Source organism: Streptomyces sp. NPDC001851, assembly GCF_040297165.1.
GTDB lineage: Bacteria > Actinomycetota > Actinomycetes > Streptomycetales > Streptomycetaceae > Streptomyces.
This window is the reverse complement of sequence record NZ_JBEOYR010000012.1, coordinates 94,563-112,017: the sequence shown is the minus strand read 5'-3', so window position 1 is coordinate 112,017 and position 17,455 is coordinate 94,563. Positions and strand designations below refer to the sequence as shown.

The 17,455-nt window shown below is 70.1% G+C and carries 14 protein-coding genes; 10 read left to right on the top strand and 4 right to left on the bottom strand.

Going from position 1 to position 17,455, the window contains the following annotated elements:
• Positions 1-96: 96 nt before the first annotated feature.
• Positions 97-702 (bottom strand): YdbC family protein, encoded by a 606-nt coding sequence (locus tag ABT171_RS19545; RefSeq protein WP_351245360.1) that lies wholly within the window; start codon positions 700-702, stop codon positions 97-99.
• An 84-nt stretch (positions 703-786) separates the two neighbouring features.
• Here ABT171_RS19545 and ABT171_RS19540 point away from each other — a divergent pair, with 84 nt between their 5' ends.
• Positions 787-1,386 (top strand): TerD family protein, encoded by a 600-nt coding sequence (locus tag ABT171_RS19540; RefSeq protein WP_503075763.1) that lies wholly within the window; start codon positions 787-789, stop codon positions 1,384-1,386.
• 52 nt (positions 1,387-1,438) lie between these two features.
• On the opposite strand, the gene ABT171_RS19535 is transcribed toward ABT171_RS19540, so the two are convergent.
• Together ABT171_RS19535 and nrdR are read right to left on the bottom strand one after the other, a co-directional pair.
• On the bottom strand, positions 1,439-4,336 hold the full coding sequence (locus ABT171_RS19535) for a vitamin B12-dependent ribonucleotide reductase (RefSeq protein WP_351245356.1): 2,898 nt from the start codon (positions 4,334-4,336) through the stop codon (positions 1,439-1,441).
• A gap of 166 nt (positions 4,337-4,502) precedes the next feature.
• On the bottom strand, positions 4,503-5,054 hold the full coding sequence (gene nrdR / locus ABT171_RS19530) for a transcriptional regulator NrdR (RefSeq protein WP_351245354.1): 552 nt from the start codon (positions 5,052-5,054) through the stop codon (positions 4,503-4,505).
• A gap of 566 nt (positions 5,055-5,620) precedes the next feature.
• Between nrdR and lexA the strand changes: the two genes are divergently transcribed.
• The gene (lexA, locus tag ABT171_RS19525) at positions 5,621-6,400 is read left to right on the top strand and encodes a transcriptional repressor LexA (RefSeq protein WP_351245352.1); all 780 of its coding nucleotides are present in this window, start codon (positions 5,621-5,623) and stop codon (positions 6,398-6,400) included.
• Positions 6,401-6,566: 166 nt separating this feature from the next.
• On the opposite strand, the gene ABT171_RS19520 is transcribed toward lexA, so the two are convergent.
• A complete protein-coding gene (locus ABT171_RS19520; protein ID WP_351245350.1) occupies positions 6,567-8,558 on the bottom strand; it encodes an ATP-dependent DNA helicase in 1,992 nt (663 codons plus the stop codon).
• Between the two features lie 313 nt (positions 8,559-8,871).
• Here ABT171_RS19520 and ABT171_RS19515 point away from each other — a divergent pair, with 313 nt between their 5' ends.
• The 8 genes from ABT171_RS19515 (at position 8,872) to ABT171_RS19480 (ending at position 16,944) form a co-directional block, all read left to right on the top strand.
• The gene (locus ABT171_RS19515; RefSeq protein WP_351245348.1) at positions 8,872-9,771 is read left to right on the top strand and encodes a LysR family transcriptional regulator; all 900 of its coding nucleotides are present in this window, start codon (positions 8,872-8,874) and stop codon (positions 9,769-9,771) included.
• A gap of 188 nt (positions 9,772-9,959) precedes the next feature.
• Positions 9,960-10,409 carry a cobalamin B12-binding domain-containing protein gene (locus ABT171_RS19510; RefSeq protein WP_351245346.1) on the top strand — a complete coding sequence of 150 codons (450 nt, stop codon included), beginning with the start codon at positions 9,960-9,962 and terminating at the stop codon, positions 10,407-10,409.
• 29 nt (positions 10,410-10,438) lie between these two features.
• Entirely contained in the window at positions 10,439-11,743 is a 1,305-nt protein-coding gene (locus tag ABT171_RS19505) for a methylaspartate mutase (RefSeq protein ID WP_351245344.1), read from the top strand.
• Positions 11,744-11,767: 24 nt separating this feature from the next.
• Entirely contained in the window at positions 11,768-12,703 is a 936-nt protein-coding gene (locus ABT171_RS19500) for a transporter substrate-binding domain-containing protein (protein WP_351245342.1), read from the top strand.
• A 35-nt stretch (positions 12,704-12,738) separates the two neighbouring features.
• The gene (locus tag ABT171_RS19495; protein ID WP_351245340.1) at positions 12,739-13,728 is read left to right on the top strand and encodes a DMT family transporter; all 990 of its coding nucleotides are present in this window, start codon (positions 12,739-12,741) and stop codon (positions 13,726-13,728) included.
• Entirely contained in the window at positions 13,725-14,768 is a 1,044-nt protein-coding gene (locus ABT171_RS19490; RefSeq protein ID WP_351245338.1) for an aspartate-semialdehyde dehydrogenase, read from the top strand. The genes ABT171_RS19495 and ABT171_RS19490 overlap by 4 nt, the downstream gene beginning before the upstream one ends.
• Complete coding sequence (locus ABT171_RS19485) at positions 14,765-15,898, top strand: amino acid kinase family protein (RefSeq protein WP_351245336.1); 1,134 nt, start codon at positions 14,765-14,767, stop codon at positions 15,896-15,898. Before ABT171_RS19490 ends, ABT171_RS19485 begins: the two co-directional genes overlap by 4 nt.
• A gap of 5 nt (positions 15,899-15,903) precedes the next feature.
• On the top strand, positions 15,904-16,944 hold the full coding sequence (locus ABT171_RS19480) for a TauD/TfdA family dioxygenase (protein ID WP_351245334.1): 1,041 nt from the start codon (positions 15,904-15,906) through the stop codon (positions 16,942-16,944).
• The last annotated feature ends 511 nt before the right edge of the window (positions 16,945-17,455 follow it).

Here is a 17,455-nt window from a genome sequence, read left to right as displayed (position 1 = left end):
CAGAACCCTAGATCGAACGAGGGAAAGCCGAGCACTCGAACGGCCCCATACAGCGTAGATCACACGAGTGCGCTCCTCGAACGCGCTGTCGTTGCCTCAGACCGTCCAGGACGGCTCCAGCTCCACTATGTCACCGGAGAGCGCCGCGACGTCGGCCTCGGTCTGTGCGCGCAGCGCGAGGCGCTCCACGCGCTCGGTGCGGTACTTGCCGTGTTCGGCCGCGGACCGCCACATCGACAGGACCAGGAACTCCTGCTCGGGTGCCTCGGCGAACATCCCGCGGATCATCCCGGGCGAACCGGCCATCGCGGGGTTCCAGACCTTCTCCTGCATGAGCGTGAAGTGCTCGACGCGCTCCTCGTGGACCCGGCACAGGGCCACGCGGATCAGATCCGTGTCGGTGAACCGCGGCTCGAACCCCGTCTTCACATCGAAGCGGTACTCGAAGAGCTTGACCTGGGCGTCCTTGAACGTGCCGGACTGGGCGGCCGCCAGTCGGTCGTGGGAGCGGGCCATGAAGGAGTCGTAGAAGGCGCGGCTCTCCCAGAAGGCGAATATGTGCGCCACCCCCGGCCGCTGCCGGCTCCAGCCTCCGCCCTGCCCCCGAAAACCCGGCTCCCCCGGAAGCCCCGCCCATTTCCGCTGCCCCCGCTCGAAACCGCGGCGGTCCACCACGGTGCAGCGAATCCACTTGACCAGCACCGCGCCATCGTAAGGCCACCGGGCGTGGCGTCGGTCACGCTCCGGCGCAGATCACCCGCGCATGCGCGGCGCTCGCGTGGCACGATGGACAAGGAGCCCCAGCTCCACGGGAGTTGGGGGCGAGGCAACCACCAGGGGGGAAGGGGAAGCCCGTTGACCGGCTTCAGCAAGGGAATCGGCAAGGTCGAGGTCGGCCTCAAGTGGGACCCGAGTCCGGCGGGGCAGCCGCCCACCGATCTCGACATCGTGGCCGCGACGTTCGTCTCCGGCGACACCCACGGGGATCCGGCCTACCTGGTGCACTTCGACAGCCGCTCACCGGACGGCACGATCTTCCTCAACCGGGACAGCACGGACGGCAGGGGCTTCGGCTGGGACGAGGTCATGATGCTGGAACTGGACCGGCTCGACGCCCGGTACGCGCGCGTGGTGGTCGGTGTCGTCATCCAACAGCGGTACGGCCACAGGACGTTCGCCGGCGTGCTGAACCCGGCCATGCGCGTCCGGGTGGACCGCTACACCGTGCTCGCCCAGGACGACTTCGGCTCGGTACCCGGGGCGACGGCGGCCACGATCGCCGAATTCGTGCGCGACGACTCCGGGGACTGGATCTTCCGTCCCGGTGTGCAGGGCTTCGAGGAGGATCCGGCGACCTTCACCCGGGTCATGGGCAGGGCACGGTAACGGTAAGGGGCGCCGGCCATGGACCGGCGCCCCTTACTTCAGGTCAGGACCGTCAGCTGCAGCCGCTGGTCGAGCCGCAGCCCTCGCAGATGTAGCAGGAACCGGCCCGCTGCATCTTCGTACCGCAGGAGAAGCACAGCGGGGCGTCGGCCTGGATGCCCAGCTGCATCTCCACCAGCTCGGCGCTGGTGTGGGCCTGCTTCGGGGCGGGCTTGACCGCCTCGGACTCGGCCTTCGGGGTGGCGACCGCCTTCAGCTCCTGGGCGCGCGGCGCCGACTGGGCCAGGCCCTCGACGTCGACCTCGTCGTCGGCCGGCTCGTAGGAACCGGTCTCCAGGTGCCGCTGGCGCTCCTCGGCGGAGTGGATGCCGAGCGCGGAGCGGGTCTCGAAGGGCAGGAAGTCCAGCGCCAGGCGGCGGAAGATGTAGTCGACGATCGACTGCGCCATCCGCACGTCCGGGTCGTCGGTCATGCCGGCCGGCTCGAAGCGCATGTTCGTGAACTTCGAGACGTACGTCTCCAGCGGCACGCCGTACTGGAGGCCGACGGAGACCGCGATGGAGAAGGCGTCCATCATGCCCGCGAGGGTGGAGCCCTGCTTGGACATCTTCAGGAAGACCTCGCCGAGACCGTCGTCCGGGTAGGAGTTGGCGGTCATGTAGCCCTCGGCGCCGCCGACCGTGAAGGACGTGGTGATCCCCGGGCGGCCCTTGGGGAGGCGCTTGCGGACGGGGCGGTACTCGATGACCTTCTCGACCGTCTCGCGGATGGCCGCCTCGGCCTTCTCCGTGACCTCGGCCTTCTCCTTCTCCTTGGTCTTGGCGGAGAGCGGCTGGCCGACCTTGCAGTTGTCGCGGTAGATCGCGAGGGCCTTGACGCCGAGCTTCCAGGCCTCGTAGTAGATCTCCTCGACCTCCTCGACGGTCGCCGTCTCCGGCATGTTGACCGTCTTGGAGATGGCACCGGAGATCCACGGCTGGATCGCGGCCATCATGCGGACGTGGCCCATCGGGGAGATGGCGCGCTCGCCCATGGCGCAGTCGAACACCTCGTAGTGCTCGTGCTTGAGGCCGGGGGCGTCGATCACATTGCCGTGCTCGGCGATGTGGGCGACGATCGCCTCGATCTGCTCCTCCTGGTAGCCCAGGCGGCGCAGGGCCTGCGGGACGGTGCCGTTGACGATCTGCATCGAGCCGCCGCCGACCAGCTTCTTGAACTTCACCAGCGCGAGGTCGGGCTCGACACCGGTGGTGTCGCAGGACATCGCGAGACCGATGGTGCCGGTCGGGGCGAGGACGGACGCCTGGGAGTTACGGAAACCGTTCTTCTCACCGAGGCGGACGACGTCCTGCCAGGCCTCCGTGGCGGCGGCCCACACCGGGGTGTCCAGGTCGTCCATGCGGACGGCCGTGCCGTTGGCGTCGGCGTGCTGCTTCATGACGCGCTTGTGGGCGTCGGCGTTGCGGGCGTAGCCGTCGTAGGTGCCGACGACCGCGGCCAGCTCGGCGGAGCGGCGGTAGGCCGTACCCGTCATCAGGGAGGTGATGGCGCCGGCGAGGGCGCGGCCGCCGTCGGAGTCGTAGGCGTGGCCGGTGGCCATCAGCAGGGCGCCGAGGTTGGCGTAGCCGATGCCGAGCTGGCGGAACGCGCGCGTGTTCTCGCCGATCTTCTGGGTCGGGAAGTCCGCGAAGCAGATCGAGATGTCCATCGCGGTGATGACCAGCTCGACGACCTTCTGGAAGCGCTCGGTCTCGAAGGACTGGTTGCCCTTGCCGTCGTCCTTCAGGAACTTCATCAGGTTCAGCGAGGCCAGGTTGCAGGACGTGTTGTCCAGGTGCATGTACTCGCTGCACGGGTTCGACGCGGTGATCCGGCCGGACTCGGGGCAGGTGTGCCAGGTGTTGATGGTGTCGTCGTACTGGATGCCCGGGTCGGCGCAGGCCCAGGCGGCCTCGGCGATCTTGCGGAAGAGCGCCTTGGCGTCGACCTCCTCGATGACCTCGCCGGTCATCCGGGCGCGCAGACCGAACTTGCCGCCGGCCTCGACCGCCTTCATGAACTCGTCGTTCACGCGGACCGAGTTGTTGGCGTTCTGGTACTGGACGGAGGTGATGTCGTCGCCGCCCAGGTCCATGTCGAAGCCCGCGTCGCGCAGGACGCGGATCTTCTCCTCTTCCTTGACCTTGGTCTCGATGAAGTCCTCGATGTCGGGGTGGTCGACGTCGAGCACGACCATCTTGGCGGCGCGGCGGGTGGCGCCACCGGACTTGATGGTGCCGGCGGAGGCGTCGGCGCCGCGCATGAAGGAGACCGGACCGGAGGCGTTGCCGCCGGAGGACAGCAGCTCCTTGGAGGAGCGGATGCGGGAGAGGTTCAGGCCGGCTCCGGAGCCGCCCTTGAAGATCATGCCCTCTTCCTTGTACCAGTCGAGGATCGACTCCATGGAGTCGTCGACGGACAGGATGAAGCAGGCGGACACCTGCTGGGGCTGCGACGTGCCGACGTTGAACCAGACGGGGCTGTTGAAGCTGAAGATCTGGTGCAGGAGGGCGTACGCCAGCTCGTGCTCGAAGATCTCCGCGTCGGCGGGCGAGGCGAAGTACTTGTGGTCCTCACCGGCCTTCCGGTACGTCTTCACGATGCGGTCGATCAGCTGCTTGAGGCTGGTCTCGCGCTGCGGGGTGCCCACGGCACCGCGGAAGTACTTGCTGGTGACGATGTTGACCGCGTTCACCGACCAGAAGTCGGGGAACTCGACGCCACGCTGCTCGAAGTTGACCGAGCCGTCGCGCCAGTTGGTCATGACGACGTCACGGCTCACCCACTCGACCTCGTCGTACGGGTGTACGCCGGGGGTGGTGTGGATGCGCTCGATCTGCAGCCCCTTGTTTCCCGCCTTGCCGCCCTTGGCTCGGGAACCTCGTGCCGGACCGCTCGCCGTCTCTGTCATGCCGCCTCCCTGATACGGGCAAAAACGCCCTGAAGTGCCCCGTTTGTTCCCGTGGCACGGTGTTCTGTCGTGTGTTGCGGGCACCCTCAGCCGCCACCCGCAACAGGTCTTCGGTCGCCGCCTTCCGGCCGGAACCCGGGGCTCCTCCCGGTTTCCGGCCCTCCGGTCAGTCGGCGGCGTGGGCGGGCACGGGGACCTGAGTGGTCCGCCCGGGCCCGCGATCGTCTTCCTGGCTCCCCGCCGCCGCGTCACCCTCGTCCGCGGCGGGGCCTCGCGGCGCTTCCCTCAGCTCCGCGATGGCGGCCTCGAAGTCCTCAAGCGAGTCGAACGCCCGGTAGACGGAGGCGAATCGCAGATAGGCGACGAGGTCGAGTTCCTGCAACGGGCCGAGTATGGCCAGCCCCACGTCGTGGGTGGTCAGCTCGGCGCTTCCGGTGGCCCGCACCGCCTCCTCGACCCGCTGGCCGAGCTGGGCGAGTGCGTCCTCGGTCACGGGCCGCCCCTGGCACGCCTTGCGCACGCCGTTGATGACCTTGGCGCGGCTGAAGGGCTCCGTGACCCCCGACCGCTTGACCACCATGAGCGAGCACGTCTCCACGGTCGTGAAACGACGGGAGCAGTCAGGGCACTGACGGCGCCTGCGGATCGACGTGCCGTCGTCGGTCGTACGACTGTCGACCACGCGGCTGTCGGGGTGCCTGCAGAAGGGGCAGTGCATGATCTCCAACCCTCCTCACAGCAGACTCAACAACCTCGCCGGACCTCATGGGCCCCGCGAAGCAGCCCTAAGCATAGGCGATCGCGGAGCCATCTCAGACCCGGGGGACCACAACTTGTGGGCTGCTGTAGCCATCCAACCACTAGATGTGGGGATCGACTCATACGCCGAGGCAGACGCGCGTGTCGCTGCGACAGGGCGGCCGACGGCCGCGCACACAGGTGACCGCGGGGACACGCGGACGCGGAGCCGTACCACTGTGGCGCTTACGGGGATACCGTGGGCGCCGCGCGGAGGACACGTAGGGCTCCGGCACGGAAGGAACCCGAACCCCGGACGGCCGGGTTCCGGATGGCAGACTGGGGCGGCGACCCACGAGGTCGGAAATCCCAGCGGTGAAGAGTACAGCAATGGGCGCTTTTGCCCGCCGGGCGGCGCGTCAGCAATACACCCAGACACGCGATCGCGTCAGGTGAATCGCACTTTTTCACTCGAACGTGTGTTTGGCGCAACCTTTCGAAAGCATCTACCGTTGTGCAGCAGGGAGACCATCGAGAGGGGCCGACGTGACCACCACCGCAGACAGTGCCACCATCACCGCCGAGGACCGCTCCCAGGGCCGAGTCGAGCCGGTACACGTGATGAACGAAGCCACGAATCCCGAGGGGCCCAAGCGCTCCCTGCCGGGCCGACCTCCAGGAATCCGGGCGGACAGCTCCGGACTCACCGACCGGCAGCGCCGCGTGATCGAAGTCATCCGTGACTCCGTCCAGCGGCGTGGCTACCCGCCGTCGATGCGGGAGATCGGCCAGGCCGTCGGCCTCTCCAGCACCTCGTCGGTCGCTCATCAGCTCATGGCGCTGGAGCGCAAGGGCTTCCTGCGCCGCGACCCGCACCGCCCCCGCGCCTACGAGGTGCGCGGCTCCGACCAGGCCGTGACCGTGCAGCCCACGGACACCGCCGGCAAGCCCGCCGCGTCCTACGTCCCGCTGGTGGGCCGCATCGCCGCCGGTGGCCCCATCCTCGCGGAGGAGTCCGTCGAGGACGTCTTCCCCCTCCCCCGCCAGCTCGTCGGCGACGGCGAACTGTTCGTCCTGAAGGTCGTCGGCGACTCCATGATCGAGGCCGCGATCTGCGACGGTGACTGGGTCACCGTGCGCCGTCAGCCGGTCGCCGAGAACGGCGACATCGTGGCGGCCATGCTCGACGGCGAAGCCACCGTCAAGCGCTTCAAGCGCGAGGACGGCCATGTCTGGCTCCTCCCGCACAACGCGGCCTACGAGCCCATCCCGGGCGACGACGCGACCATCCTGGGCAAGGTCGTCGCGGTGCTGCGGCGCGTGTGACGTCCGCGGCGGGCGGGCCGCACGGCCGCTCGCTCCCTGACCGGGCCCCGGAACCCCTGCGCCGGTTCCGGGGCCCTGCCGCATCCAGGGGCGCTCAGCGCCTCTGCCTCCGGATGCTCCTCGGCGCGGCGTGGCCTGACCGGCGTCGGTCAGGCCACGCCCGCGATCACTTCGCCTCCGCGTGCTCCGCTTCCGCCGCCTTGGCCGCCGCGTCGATCGCCGCGAGCGACTTGCGCACCTGGTTGCGGTCCGTCGTGTACCAGAAGTCCGGCAGTGACGCCTTGAGATAGCCGCCGTACCGTGCGGTGGCCAGGCGCTGATCCAGTACGGCGACCACACCGCGGTCCCCCGACGCGCGGACGAGCCGGCCGGCGCCCTGGGCCATGAGCAGGGCCGCGTGCGTGGCCGCCACCGCCATGAAGCCGTTGCCGCCCGCGTCCTCCACCGCCTTCTGCCGAGCGCTCATCAAGGGATCGTCGGGCCGGGGGAAGGGGATCTTGTCCATCACGACCAGCTGGCAGCTGGGGCCGGGAACGTCGACGCCCTGCCACAGGGACAGCGTGCCGAACAGGCAGGTCTTCGGGTCGGCCGCGAAGTTCTTGATCAGTTCACCGAGGGTCTCCTCGCCCTGGAGCAGGATCGGGAACTCGGGGATCCGGGAGCGCAGCTCCTCCGCCGCGAGCTGCGCGGCCCGCATGGACGAGAACAGCCCGAGCGTGCGGCCGCCGGCCGCCTGGATGAGCTCGGTCAGCTCGTCGAGCATGTCGGAGCGCTCGCCGTCACGCGCGGGGCGGGCCAGATGCTTGGCCACGTAGAGGATGCCCTGCCTGCGGTAGTCGAACGGCGAGCCGACGTCGACGCCCTTCCACTGCGGCAGGTCCTCCCCCTCGACGCCCTCGGGGCCGAGTCCCAGGGAGGCGCCGACGCCGTTGAAGTCGCCGCCCAGCTTGAGTGTCGCGGAGGTGAGGACGACGGCGCGGTCGGCGAAGAGCTTCTCCCTGAGCAGGCCCGAGACCGACATGGGGGCGATCCGCAGGGACGCGCCGAAGCGGTCGTGCCGCTCGTACCAGACGACGTCCCACTCCGAGCCGTTCAGGACCCGCTCGGACACGTCGTGGACCGTCTCCACCGAGGCGAGCGCCTGCTTGCGCACCGCGTCCTCGTCCTGCACCGACTTGTCGCGGGTGGAGCCGAGCGCGGTGATGACCGTACGGGCGGCGTCCCGCAGGGCCATGAGGGCGTAGCCGAGGTCTTCCGGGATCTCCTCCAGGCGGCCCGGCAGGGCCAGCTCCATCAGCCGCTCGAAGCCCTCCGCGGCGGTCTGGAGCTGATCGGCGGCCTTCTCGTCGACGAGCTTGGCGGCGCGGCGCACCGCGCGATTGACCTGGCCGGGTGTGAGTTCGCCGGTCGCGACGCCGGTGACCCTGGAGACGAGCTCGTGGGCCTCGTCCACGATCAGCACCTCGTGCTGCGGCAGCACCGGTGCGCCCTCGATGGCGTCGATGGCGAGCAGCGCGTGGTTCGTGACCACGACGTCGGCGAGCTTGGCACGCTCGCGGGCCATCTCGGCGAAGCACTCGGCGCCGTACGCGCACTTCGACGCGCCCAGGCACTCCCGCGACGACACCGACACCTGCGCCCAGGCACGGTCCGACACACCCGGGGTGAGATCGTCCCGGTCGCCGGTCTCGGTCTCGTCCGACCAGTCGCGCAGCCGCAGCAGGTCCTGGCCCAGCTTGCTGGTGGGCGCCGCGGCCTCGAACTGGTCGAAGAGGCCGTCCTCCTCGTCCTGCGGCACGCCCTCGTGCAGGCGGTGCAGGCAGAGGTAGTTCGACCGGCCCTTGAGCATCGCGAACTCCGGGCGGCGGCGCAGCTGCGGGTGCAGGGCGTCGACCGTGCGGGGCAGGTCACGCTCCACGAGCTGGCGCTGCAGGGCGAGGGTGGCCGTGGCGACGACCACCCGTTCTCCGTGCGCGAGCGCCGGCACCAGATAGCCGAGCGACTTACCGGTGCCGGTGCCGGCCTGGACCAGCAGGTGGGATCCGTCGTCGATCGCCTCGGCGACCGCTTCGGCCATGGTCACCTGGCCGGGGCGCTCCGTACCGCCGACGGCGGTGACGGCGGCATGCAGGAGTTCGGAGAGTGGGGGCTTCGTCATAGCGTGACCAACCCTACGGCCCGGCACTGACAAACGTGGGGCAGAAGCGGACAGCGGGGGCGGGGCCCCGGGCCGGCCGTCCGGCGACGGCATCCTCACGGGTGACGTCGCCCGTACCGCCCGGCACGCGCCGGCGTCCGCCCGGGCCGGCCCGCGCTCGCCGTCGTCGGCGCGGCTCCCGTCCCCCGGCACATCTCTGCCGTGGGCACTGTGTGCCACCGGGATCTCCTTCCGCCGCACGGGCGGGGTCGGCAGGCTCGATGTCCCGACCACCGTGGATCGATTTCCGTCCGCATCCCTCCGGGAGAGACCAATGGACATCCGGCAACTCCGGACCTTTCACCGTGTGGCCACGCTGGGGAGCTTCACCCGGGCAGCGGCCGAACTCAGCTACGCGCAGTCCAGTGTGACCGCGCAGATCAAGGGCCTCGAAGTATCCCTCGGCAGCGAGCTGTTCGAGCGGGTCGCGGGCAAGGTCAAGCTCACTCCGGCGGGTACGCGGCTGCTGCCGTACGCGGCCCAGATGCTGTCGCTCGCGGACGAGGCGCGCGGTGCGGCGTCGCCGGACGCGCGGCCGGAGGGGGTGCTGACGATCGGCACGATGGAGAGCATCACCTCCTACCGCATGCCGCCCGTCCTGGAGTACTTCCACCACCGCTACCCGCGGCTGCAGATCGCGCTGCGGCCCAGCCTGTGCGCCGAGACCCTGCACTCGCTGCGGCAGGGGGTGTTCGACGCGGGCTTCCTGATGGAGGCCGAGACCCAGCACTCGGGTGTGCACAGCGAGGTCCTCGGCGTCGAGCCGCTGGTCATCGTCGCCGCTCCGGGCCACCGGCTGGCCGACGAGACCAAGGTGGAGACCGACGAGCTGCGCCAGGAGTCGGTGCTCGCGCCCGAGGCGGGGTGCGCCTACCGGGAGCTGCTGGAGGCGGAGCTGAACGACGGCTCCGGTGAACCGGTGCCGTTCCTGGAGTTCGGCAACATCGAGGCGATCAAGCGGGGGGTCGGCGCCAGGCTCGGGATCAGCCTGCTGCCGCGGATGACGGTCGCCGACGAACTGGCCGCCGGAACACTGGTGCCGCTGGCCTGGGAGCCGCCGTTCGAGCTGTACACCCAGCTCGCCTGGCGCAAGGGATCGCAGCTGTCGCGCGAGCGCCAGGTGTTCGTGGAGCAGGTCATCGAATTCCTCAGCCGGGAATACCAGGAGCCGTGATCGGCGGGAGCGTCCCAAAAATCAGGAGCGGTATGCGGTCAGGGGCCATCCCCGGTCTTGTCGATCGATCGGCTCGATAAAGCCCATCTGCAATACCGAACCGGTTTTCTGGACTCGGCCACAGCCCGGTACGGAGACTCAGAGAGTCACAGTTTCAGCGGCAAGGAGAAACTCTTATGTCTCAAGTCATGCTCCCGGCGAAGAAGTTTGTCGTGTCGAGCGTGTCTTCCGACGCCCATATGTGGAACCTGGTCTTTCTGCAGTTGCTGCTTGAGGAACAGGGCGCGGACGTCGTCAATCTGGGTGCCTGCGTGCCGGATGAGCTCATCATCGAGGAGTGCCGGCGGTCCCGGCCGGACGCCCTGGTCATCAGCACGGTGAACGGCCATGGCCATCTCGATGGACTGCGCCTGATCCGCCGTATACGCAGTGAGCCGGATCTGGCGGACCTGCGTGTGGTCATCGGCGGAAAGCTGGGGGTGCGCGGCGCCGAGAACATCGTGTTCGCCGAGGAACTCGCGCTCAGCGGGTTCGACGCGGTATTCGAGGCGGACGGCGGAATCGACGGGTTCCAGGAATTCCTGGCGACCCTGGAAAGCGCGGAACGGCCCGAACTCACCTCCGGGGCCGCCGCGTGAACACACCGGCGCGCACAAACGACAATCCCGTGGCCGGGACCGGTCCGCTGGGGCGGTTCTCGCGCCACATCCGGGAAGCGCACGCGCAGGGGCGTCTCGTCGTCCAGCCGCGGATGGGCTTCGCCGATCTCGCCACGATGCGTGAGGGACTGCTGGGGGTGCGGGCCGCCGACGCCGCCTCGGTCGGCACGATCACCCTGGACAGCTACACCCGGGTCAACGACCACGACTCGGCGCGGGCGGCCCTGCGCACCGGCGCGGAGCTGAACGGCTTCCCGCTGGTGGCGCACGGGCCCGGGACCACCCGGCAGTTGCTCGACGAGGTGTCGGGGGACGGCTTCCCCGTCCAGGTCAGGCACGGCTCCGCGCTGCCGTACCCGCTGTTCCAGGCGATGGTGGCGGCCGGCGTGGACGCCACCGAGGGCGGTCCCGTCTCGTACTGCCTGCCCTACAGCCGGGCGCCGATCAGCGAGGCGGTGAAGGCCTGGGCCCAGTGCTGCGAGCTGATCGCCGCGCAGCCGGTGCCGATGCACCTGGAGAGCTTCGGCGGCTGCATGCTCGGGCAGTTGTGCCCGCCGAGTCTGCTGGTCGCGCTGAGCGTGCTGGAGGCGTTGTTCTTCCGGGAGCACGGACTGAGCGACATCTCGCTGAGCTATGCGCAGCAGACCCACCCGGGACAGGATCTGGAGGCGATCGCGGCCCTGCGGCGGCTCGCGGGCGAACGCCTGCCGCGGGCCGACTGGCACGTGGTGCTGTACACGTTCATGGGGGTGTTCCCGCGTACCCCCGTGGGCTCGTACCGGATCCTGGAGGAGAGCGTCCGCCTCGCGGTGCGCAGCGGCAGCGAGCGGCTGATCGTGAAGACCCCGGCGGAGGCGCACCGGATCCCCACGATCGCCGAGAACGTGGACGCCCTGGAGTTCGCCGACGCCATCGCACGGGACGAGGCGGGCCGGGTGCCGGACGTCGAGGCCACGGACACGGGCATCTACGAAGAGGCCCGGCTGCTGATCGACAGCACCCTGGAGCTGGCGCCGACCGTCGGCGAGTCTCTGGTCCGGGCCTTCTCGCGGGGCCATCTGGACGTCCCGTACTGCCTGCACCAGGACAACGCCAACAGGTCGCGGGCGTATGTGGACGGGGGCGGCATGCTGCGCTGGGCGGAGCCCGGGCGGATGCCCCTGAAGGTGGCGCACGGCGGCGCCCACCGGCCGGTCAGCGCGAAGGGGCTGCTGACGATGCTCGGCTTCAACGAACGCCGCTTCGACCGCGAGCAACTGACCAATGTGCAGCACCTCAGGGGGCTGCCGTACACCCCCCAACGGCCCCGCTAGGAGCACGCCGTGAGCGAGCATGTCATGAGCACATCCACTCTGGACGCCGTGCGCGAGCGCGGTGTCCTCCGGGCCGCGGTCAGCCGCGGCATCCGCGGGCTGTCGCTGCGCGGCGACGACGGCCGGTGGAGCGGCCTCGACACCGATGTCGCGCGGGCCGTGGCCGCCGCCGCGCTGGGCAGCGCGGACGCCGTCGAGTGGGCCCCCACCGATCCGGCGCAGCGGCTCGGCCGGCTGGCGTCCGGCGAGGTCGACCTGACCGTCTGCAACGTCAGCTGGACCCTGGGCCGGGAGGCCTCCCTGCCCGTGCTGTTCGCGGGAGTCACCTGCTACGACGGCGAGGGCTTCCTGGTCCGCGCGGACAGCGGTATCACCCGCCCCGAGGAGCTGGCCGGGCGCCGCGTGGCCGTGCAGGCGGGCACCACGAGCGCGGCCAACCTGGCTTCCTGGTACGGCGGTCGGGGACTGGCCGTCGAACCGGTGGCGTACACCACGCCGGGTGAGACGCTCGCCGCCTACGCCGACGGCACGTGCGCGGCCTATGTCCTCGACCGGGTGGCGCTCGCCGGGGAGCGGGCGGCGCTGGACGACCCCGCGGCCCACCGCATCCTCGACACGGCCATCTCCCGGGAGCCGATGGCGGCGGCCGTACGCGACGACGACCCGGCCTGGTTCCGGCTGTGCCGGTGGGTGCTGCAGCTCCTGGTGTCCGCCGAGCACCAGGTCGACGAGGTGGGCGAGCGGGAGAAGGCGCTGGCCCAGGCCGCCGAGACGGCGGGCCTGCACGGGCCGGCCGTCGGCCTCGACCAGGACTGGGCCGCCCGGGTCCTGGCCGCGGTCGGCACCTACGCGGACGTCTACGAACGCAACCTCGGGCCGGCCACCGGCCTCGCCGTACCGCGCGGACTCAACGAGCTGTGGACCAGGGGCGGCCTGCACTACGCCGTGCCCCTGCACTGACCAACCGCCCCCAACCCCTCAGAAAGGCACTTCACATGAGTACCGACACTCGGGCACCGAACCAGGAGACAAAGGGAGCGATCGAGCTGACGCTCGCCATGGTGCTCTCCGGCACCCTGGGCGTCTTCGTGATCGAATCCGGCGCGTCACCCTTCAACGTGGTGTTCTTCCGCTGCCTGTTCGGCACGGTCGCGCTGGGTCTGTACTGCCTGGTGCGCGGCTTCTTCAAGAACCACGGCTTCACGCCCAAGAAGCTCGGCCTGGCGGCGCTCGGCGGCGCGTTCATCGTGTTCAACTGGGCCTTCCTCTTCAAGTCGTACCAGGGCACGTCGATCTCCGTGGCGACGGTCGTCTACCACACGCAGCCCTTCTACGTGATGCTCCTCGGCTCGCTGATCTTCCGTGACAAGATCACGGCCAGCAAGGTCGGCTGGCTCGGGGTGGCCTTCGCCGGACTGGTCCTGGTCGCCGGGGTGTCGGCGTCCGACCTGACGGGCAGCGGGGACAGCGCCTATCTGGCGGGCCTCGGCTACGCGCTGCTCGCGGCCGTCTTCTACGGCGTCTCGACCCTGATCACCAAGCGGGTCACCGGCGTGAAGCCGCATCTGGTCGCCCTGGTGCAGCTGGTGCTCGGCATCTTCCTGCTGCTGCCCTTCACCACGCTGAGCGAGACGAAGAACCTCGGCTCCGGCTGGGGCTGGCTGGTCGGTCTGGGCGTCATCCACACCTGCGTGATGTACGTCCTCATGTACTCCTCGTACCAGAAGCTGCCCACCCCGAAGATCGCCGTCCTGGCGTTCGTGTACCCGGCCGTGGCGATGCTCATGGACTGGGCCGTGTACGGGCACAGCGTCAGCCTGCTGCAGGCCCTCGGCATCCCGATGATCGTCGCCGCCAGCCTCGGCATCAACCTCGGCTGGTCCTTCAAGGGCCGCGCGGCCAGGGCGGCGGCCACCGCGCCCGCCGCCGAGGCCGCACCGGCCACCGGGCCCAAGGTCAAGATCAACTCTGGAGGAAACCGATGACACGCGTCACCGACCCCGCCGCCCCCCGGATCGCCATAGTCGGCGCCACCGGCGCCGTCGGCAACACGCTCATCGACCTGATCGAGCAGCGCGGTCTGCGCTACCGCGACATCCAGCTCGTCGCCTCGGCCCGTTCGGCGGGCACCGAGCTGAGCGTCGACGGGGTGCCGTATCCCGTGCAGGCCGTGGACGAGTTCGACTTCTCCACCGTCGACCTGGCGTTCTTCTCCGCCGGCACCGAGGCCAGCCAGCAGTGGGTGCCGAAGGCGACCGCCGCCGGCGCCGTGGTCATCGACAACACCATCGCCTACCGCATGGACCCGGACACCCCGCTGGTCGTACCGCAGGTCAACGCGCACGAGCTGGACCGGCGCCCGAAGTCCGGGGTGATCGCCAACCCCAACTGCTCGACCATCCCGCTGGTACGGCTCCTGAAGGGCGTCGAGGAGCGGTGGGGTGTGCGGCAGGCCGTGGTCAGCACCTACCAGGCGGCGTCGGGGCTGGGGCACCCGGGCGTCGAGGAACTGCGCGAGTCGAGCCGGGCCGCCCTGGAGAACCCCGACGAGCCGTACCCCGCCAAGGAGTTCACCCCCTCACTGGCCTTCAACGTCATCCCGAAGATCGACCGCTTCCTGGACACCGGCTTCACGCTGGAGGAGCAGAAGATGCTCCAGGAGTCCCGCAAGATCCTCGGCATACCCCATCTGGACGTCACCACCACCTGTGTGCGGGTGCCGGTCGTCAACGGCCACTCGGAGACCGTGTGGATCGAGGCGCAGGGCGTGGTCGACCGCGCCGAACTCGTCGAGGTGCTGGCGGCGCTGCCCGAGGTGACGGTGCACGACCGTGAGTCGCCGCGCGAGTTCCCCACGCCGACGACCATCGACGACCCCAACCGGGTGCACGTCGGCCGCGTCCGCGTGAACCCGAACAACCCGCGCGCCTTCTGGCTCTGGCTGGTCGCCGACAACCTCACGATCGGCGCCGCGCTCAACGCCATCCAGATCGCCGAAGAACTGATCGCCCGGGGGACCCTGTGACAGCCGCACCACCGACGCAGCAGCCGCCCGCGGTCCTGAAGTTCGGCGGCTCCAGCTTCCGCACCCTGGCCGCGTACCAGCAGCTCGCCGAGGCACTGTCCCAGCGGATCGACGTGGAGGGCAGCCGCCTGGTCGTCGTGGTGAGCGGCCAGCCCGGTGAGACGGAGCAGTTCCGCGAGCGGCTCAGCCAGGTCAACCCGCACCCGGAGGACGAGACCGTCGCCGGTCTGCTGACCCTCGCCGACACGGTGGGCGCGCAGCTGCTCGCCACCGCGCTGCACCGAGCGGGCCGCAGCGCCACGGTGCTCGCCGGCCACCAGCTGGGGCTGACCACGGACTCGTCGTTCATGTGGGCCCGGTTGGAGCACACCGACCCGGAGCCGCTGCGTACGGCGGTCCGCGACCACGAGGTCGTGGTGGTGCCGGGCGGCCAGGCCGCCGACCGGGACGGCCGGCCGACCTGGCTGGGCAAGAACAGCTCGGACCTGTCGGCGGTGGCGGTCGCGGCGGCGGTCGGCGCGCACAGCTGCGAGATCCACTCGGACGTGGACGGCATCTACAGCTCCGACCCGCATCTGATCACGGGTGCCCGGCTGCTCGGCGAAGTGTCGTACAACACGGCGGCGTTGATGTCGTTGTACGGCGCGAAGGTGCTGCACCGAAGGGCCGTACGGCTCGCCCAGCGCAACCGGATCGAGATCGTCTGCCGCTACAACCGGCCGCCGTTCCCGCGCGGTTCGGTGATCGGCACCGCGGGCTCCTCGGTGGCCGCGGTCGTCCTGAACCAGCGCTCGGCGGCCCTGCGGTACGCGACGGAGGAGCTCGCCGACCAGGCCTACACCGTCTTCCACGGCGCCAACATCGATGTCGTCCGTCTGACGTCGGGCCCGCTGGTCGCCGTCACCGGCGGTTTCGTCGACCTGCCGGAGTTCCAGCGGCGCAACGGACTGACCCCCGGTGAGTACGCGGGCATTCCGGTGACCGCGGTGCGCGGCAGCCAGGTGGCGACCCGGCTCGCCGCCGACGAGGAGGACGCGCTGCACCTCACGCAGCGCCTGCACGACTACGTGAACCGTCCCGGCGCGGACCTCGCCCCCGACGCGCCGCTGCTCGAAATGCAAGGAGTGTGACAGCCATGACCGCGACCACCGTCCACACCGTGCCGGCCGCCGAACCCGTCACCAAGGAGACCTTCCGCGAGATCGCCCTGCCCGACGGGGTACGGGACGCGCTCGGCGAACAGCTGGAGCGGCTGCCGGACCCGAACATCGACATAGACCACTCGATGACCCGGCTGCTGCAGATCTTCGCGACGCTGCCGACGGAGCTGCTGCAGCAGGTCCTGGACTTCGGCCGGCACATCGACACTCCGGGCGTCAGCCTGATCAGCAACCTGCCGGTGGACCCGGAGCTGCCCGACACGCCGTCGGACGGCGGACCGAGCCGGGAGAAGACGTCGTTCGTGGCGGAGGGCGTGCTGCTGGGTCTCAGCGGTCTGCTCGGTGAGCCCATGGGCGTGCTCACGGAGAAGGCCGGCCAGTTGGTGCACGACGTCATTCCGGTCGCGGGAGGTGAGCGGACCCAGACGAACCAGGGGTCCGAGATCTTCCTCAACTTCCACAGCGACATCATGCATGACGTGATCGGCCGGTACGACGTGGCCAACCCCGACTTCCTCGTACTCAGTTGCCTGCGTGCCGACCACGAGGGCGTGGCCGGCACCTTCTACGCCGATGCCCGTGACATCTCGGCCGCGCTGACGCCGGAGATGCTCGACACCCTGCGCAGCCCGCTGTTCCGGCTGAACGCGCCGGGCAGTTACGTGCGTGACGTCGCCGGCGGGCAGGACGTGCTGTCCGAGCCGGTGCCGATGATCAGCGGCCATCACGACTTCCCGGAGATCGCGATCTCCGCCAACGGGGTGCACCCGCTCACCAGCGGGGCACGGGAGGCGCTGGAGACGCTCCAGCTGGTCTGCCGCCAGGTCGCGCACAGCGTCCAGCTGCGTCCGGGCCAGGCCCTGCTGATCAACAACCGGAAGGGAGTGCACGCCCGGTCCACGTTCACGGCCCGGTACGACGGCCGGGACCGCTGGCTGCAGCGGACCTATGTACGCCGGAGCCTGTGGAACGTGCGGTACCGGGTGACGGAGCAGGACCGCCGCGTGCACTACTGAGCGTCTGCCGGCTGACCGGGCGTGCCGCTCACCGCAGAGCGGCACCTGCCCGCCCCCGCGCCCCGCAGGCCGCCCGGCCAACCCCCGGCGACCGGCGGGGCTCGCACATTCCGCTCCGCTGCACTCCGGCCCACGGCATTCCGGCCCACGGATTCCGGCCCGCGGCATTCCGGCCCGCGGCATTCCGGCCCGCGGCATTCCGGCCCGCGGCATTCCGGCCCGCGGCTTTCGGGCCCGCGGCCTTCCGGCCCGCCTTCTCCGGCATGGGGATCGGCGGAGGTCGCGCTTCCAGAGCGTGGCTTTGCGACCCGCGGCTTTCGGGCCCTCGGCATTCCGGCCCGCGGCCTTCGGGCCCGTCGCTTTCCGACCCGCGGCATGCCGGCCCGTCGTTTCTCCGGCCGGCGGCATCCCGGCCCGTCGTTTTCCGGCTTGGGGACCGGCGGAGGTCGCGCCTCCAGAGCGTGGCTTTACGACTCGTGGCCTTACAACCCGCCCTTCACCGTCCGGAACC

What these genes read in the sequence shown, in the direction of transcription:
- ABT171_RS19515 (WP_351245348.1), top strand. Translation starts at nt 8,872, where the DNA reads ATGGACATCCGGCAACTCCGGACCTTTCACCGTGTGGCCACGCTGGGG.
- nrdR (WP_351245354.1), bottom strand. Translation starts at nt 5,054, where the DNA reads ATGCACTGCCCCTTCTGCAGGCACCCCGACAGCCGCGTGGTCGACAGT.
- ABT171_RS19510 (WP_351245346.1), top strand. Translation starts at nt 9,960, where the DNA reads ATGCTCCCGGCGAAGAAGTTTGTCGTGTCGAGCGTGTCTTCCGACGCC.
- ABT171_RS19495 (WP_351245340.1), top strand. Translation starts at nt 12,739, where the DNA reads ATGAGTACCGACACTCGGGCACCGAACCAGGAGACAAAGGGAGCGATC.
- ABT171_RS19535 (WP_351245356.1), bottom strand. Translation starts at nt 4,336, where the DNA reads ATGACAGAGACGGCGAGCGGTCCGGCACGAGGTTCCCGAGCCAAGGGC.
- ABT171_RS19500 (WP_351245342.1), top strand. Translation starts at nt 11,768, where the DNA reads ATGAGCACATCCACTCTGGACGCCGTGCGCGAGCGCGGTGTCCTCCGG.
- ABT171_RS19520 (WP_351245350.1), bottom strand. Translation starts at nt 8,558, where the DNA reads ATGACGAAGCCCCCACTCTCCGAACTCCTGCATGCCGCCGTCACCGCC.
- ABT171_RS19490 (WP_351245338.1), top strand. Translation starts at nt 13,725, where the DNA reads ATGACACGCGTCACCGACCCCGCCGCCCCCCGGATCGCCATAGTCGGC.
- ABT171_RS19540 (WP_503075763.1), top strand. Translation starts at nt 787, where the DNA reads ATGGACAAGGAGCCCCAGCTCCACGGGAGTTGGGGGCGAGGCAACCAC.
- ABT171_RS19480 (WP_351245334.1), top strand. Translation starts at nt 15,904, where the DNA reads ATGACCGCGACCACCGTCCACACCGTGCCGGCCGCCGAACCCGTCACC.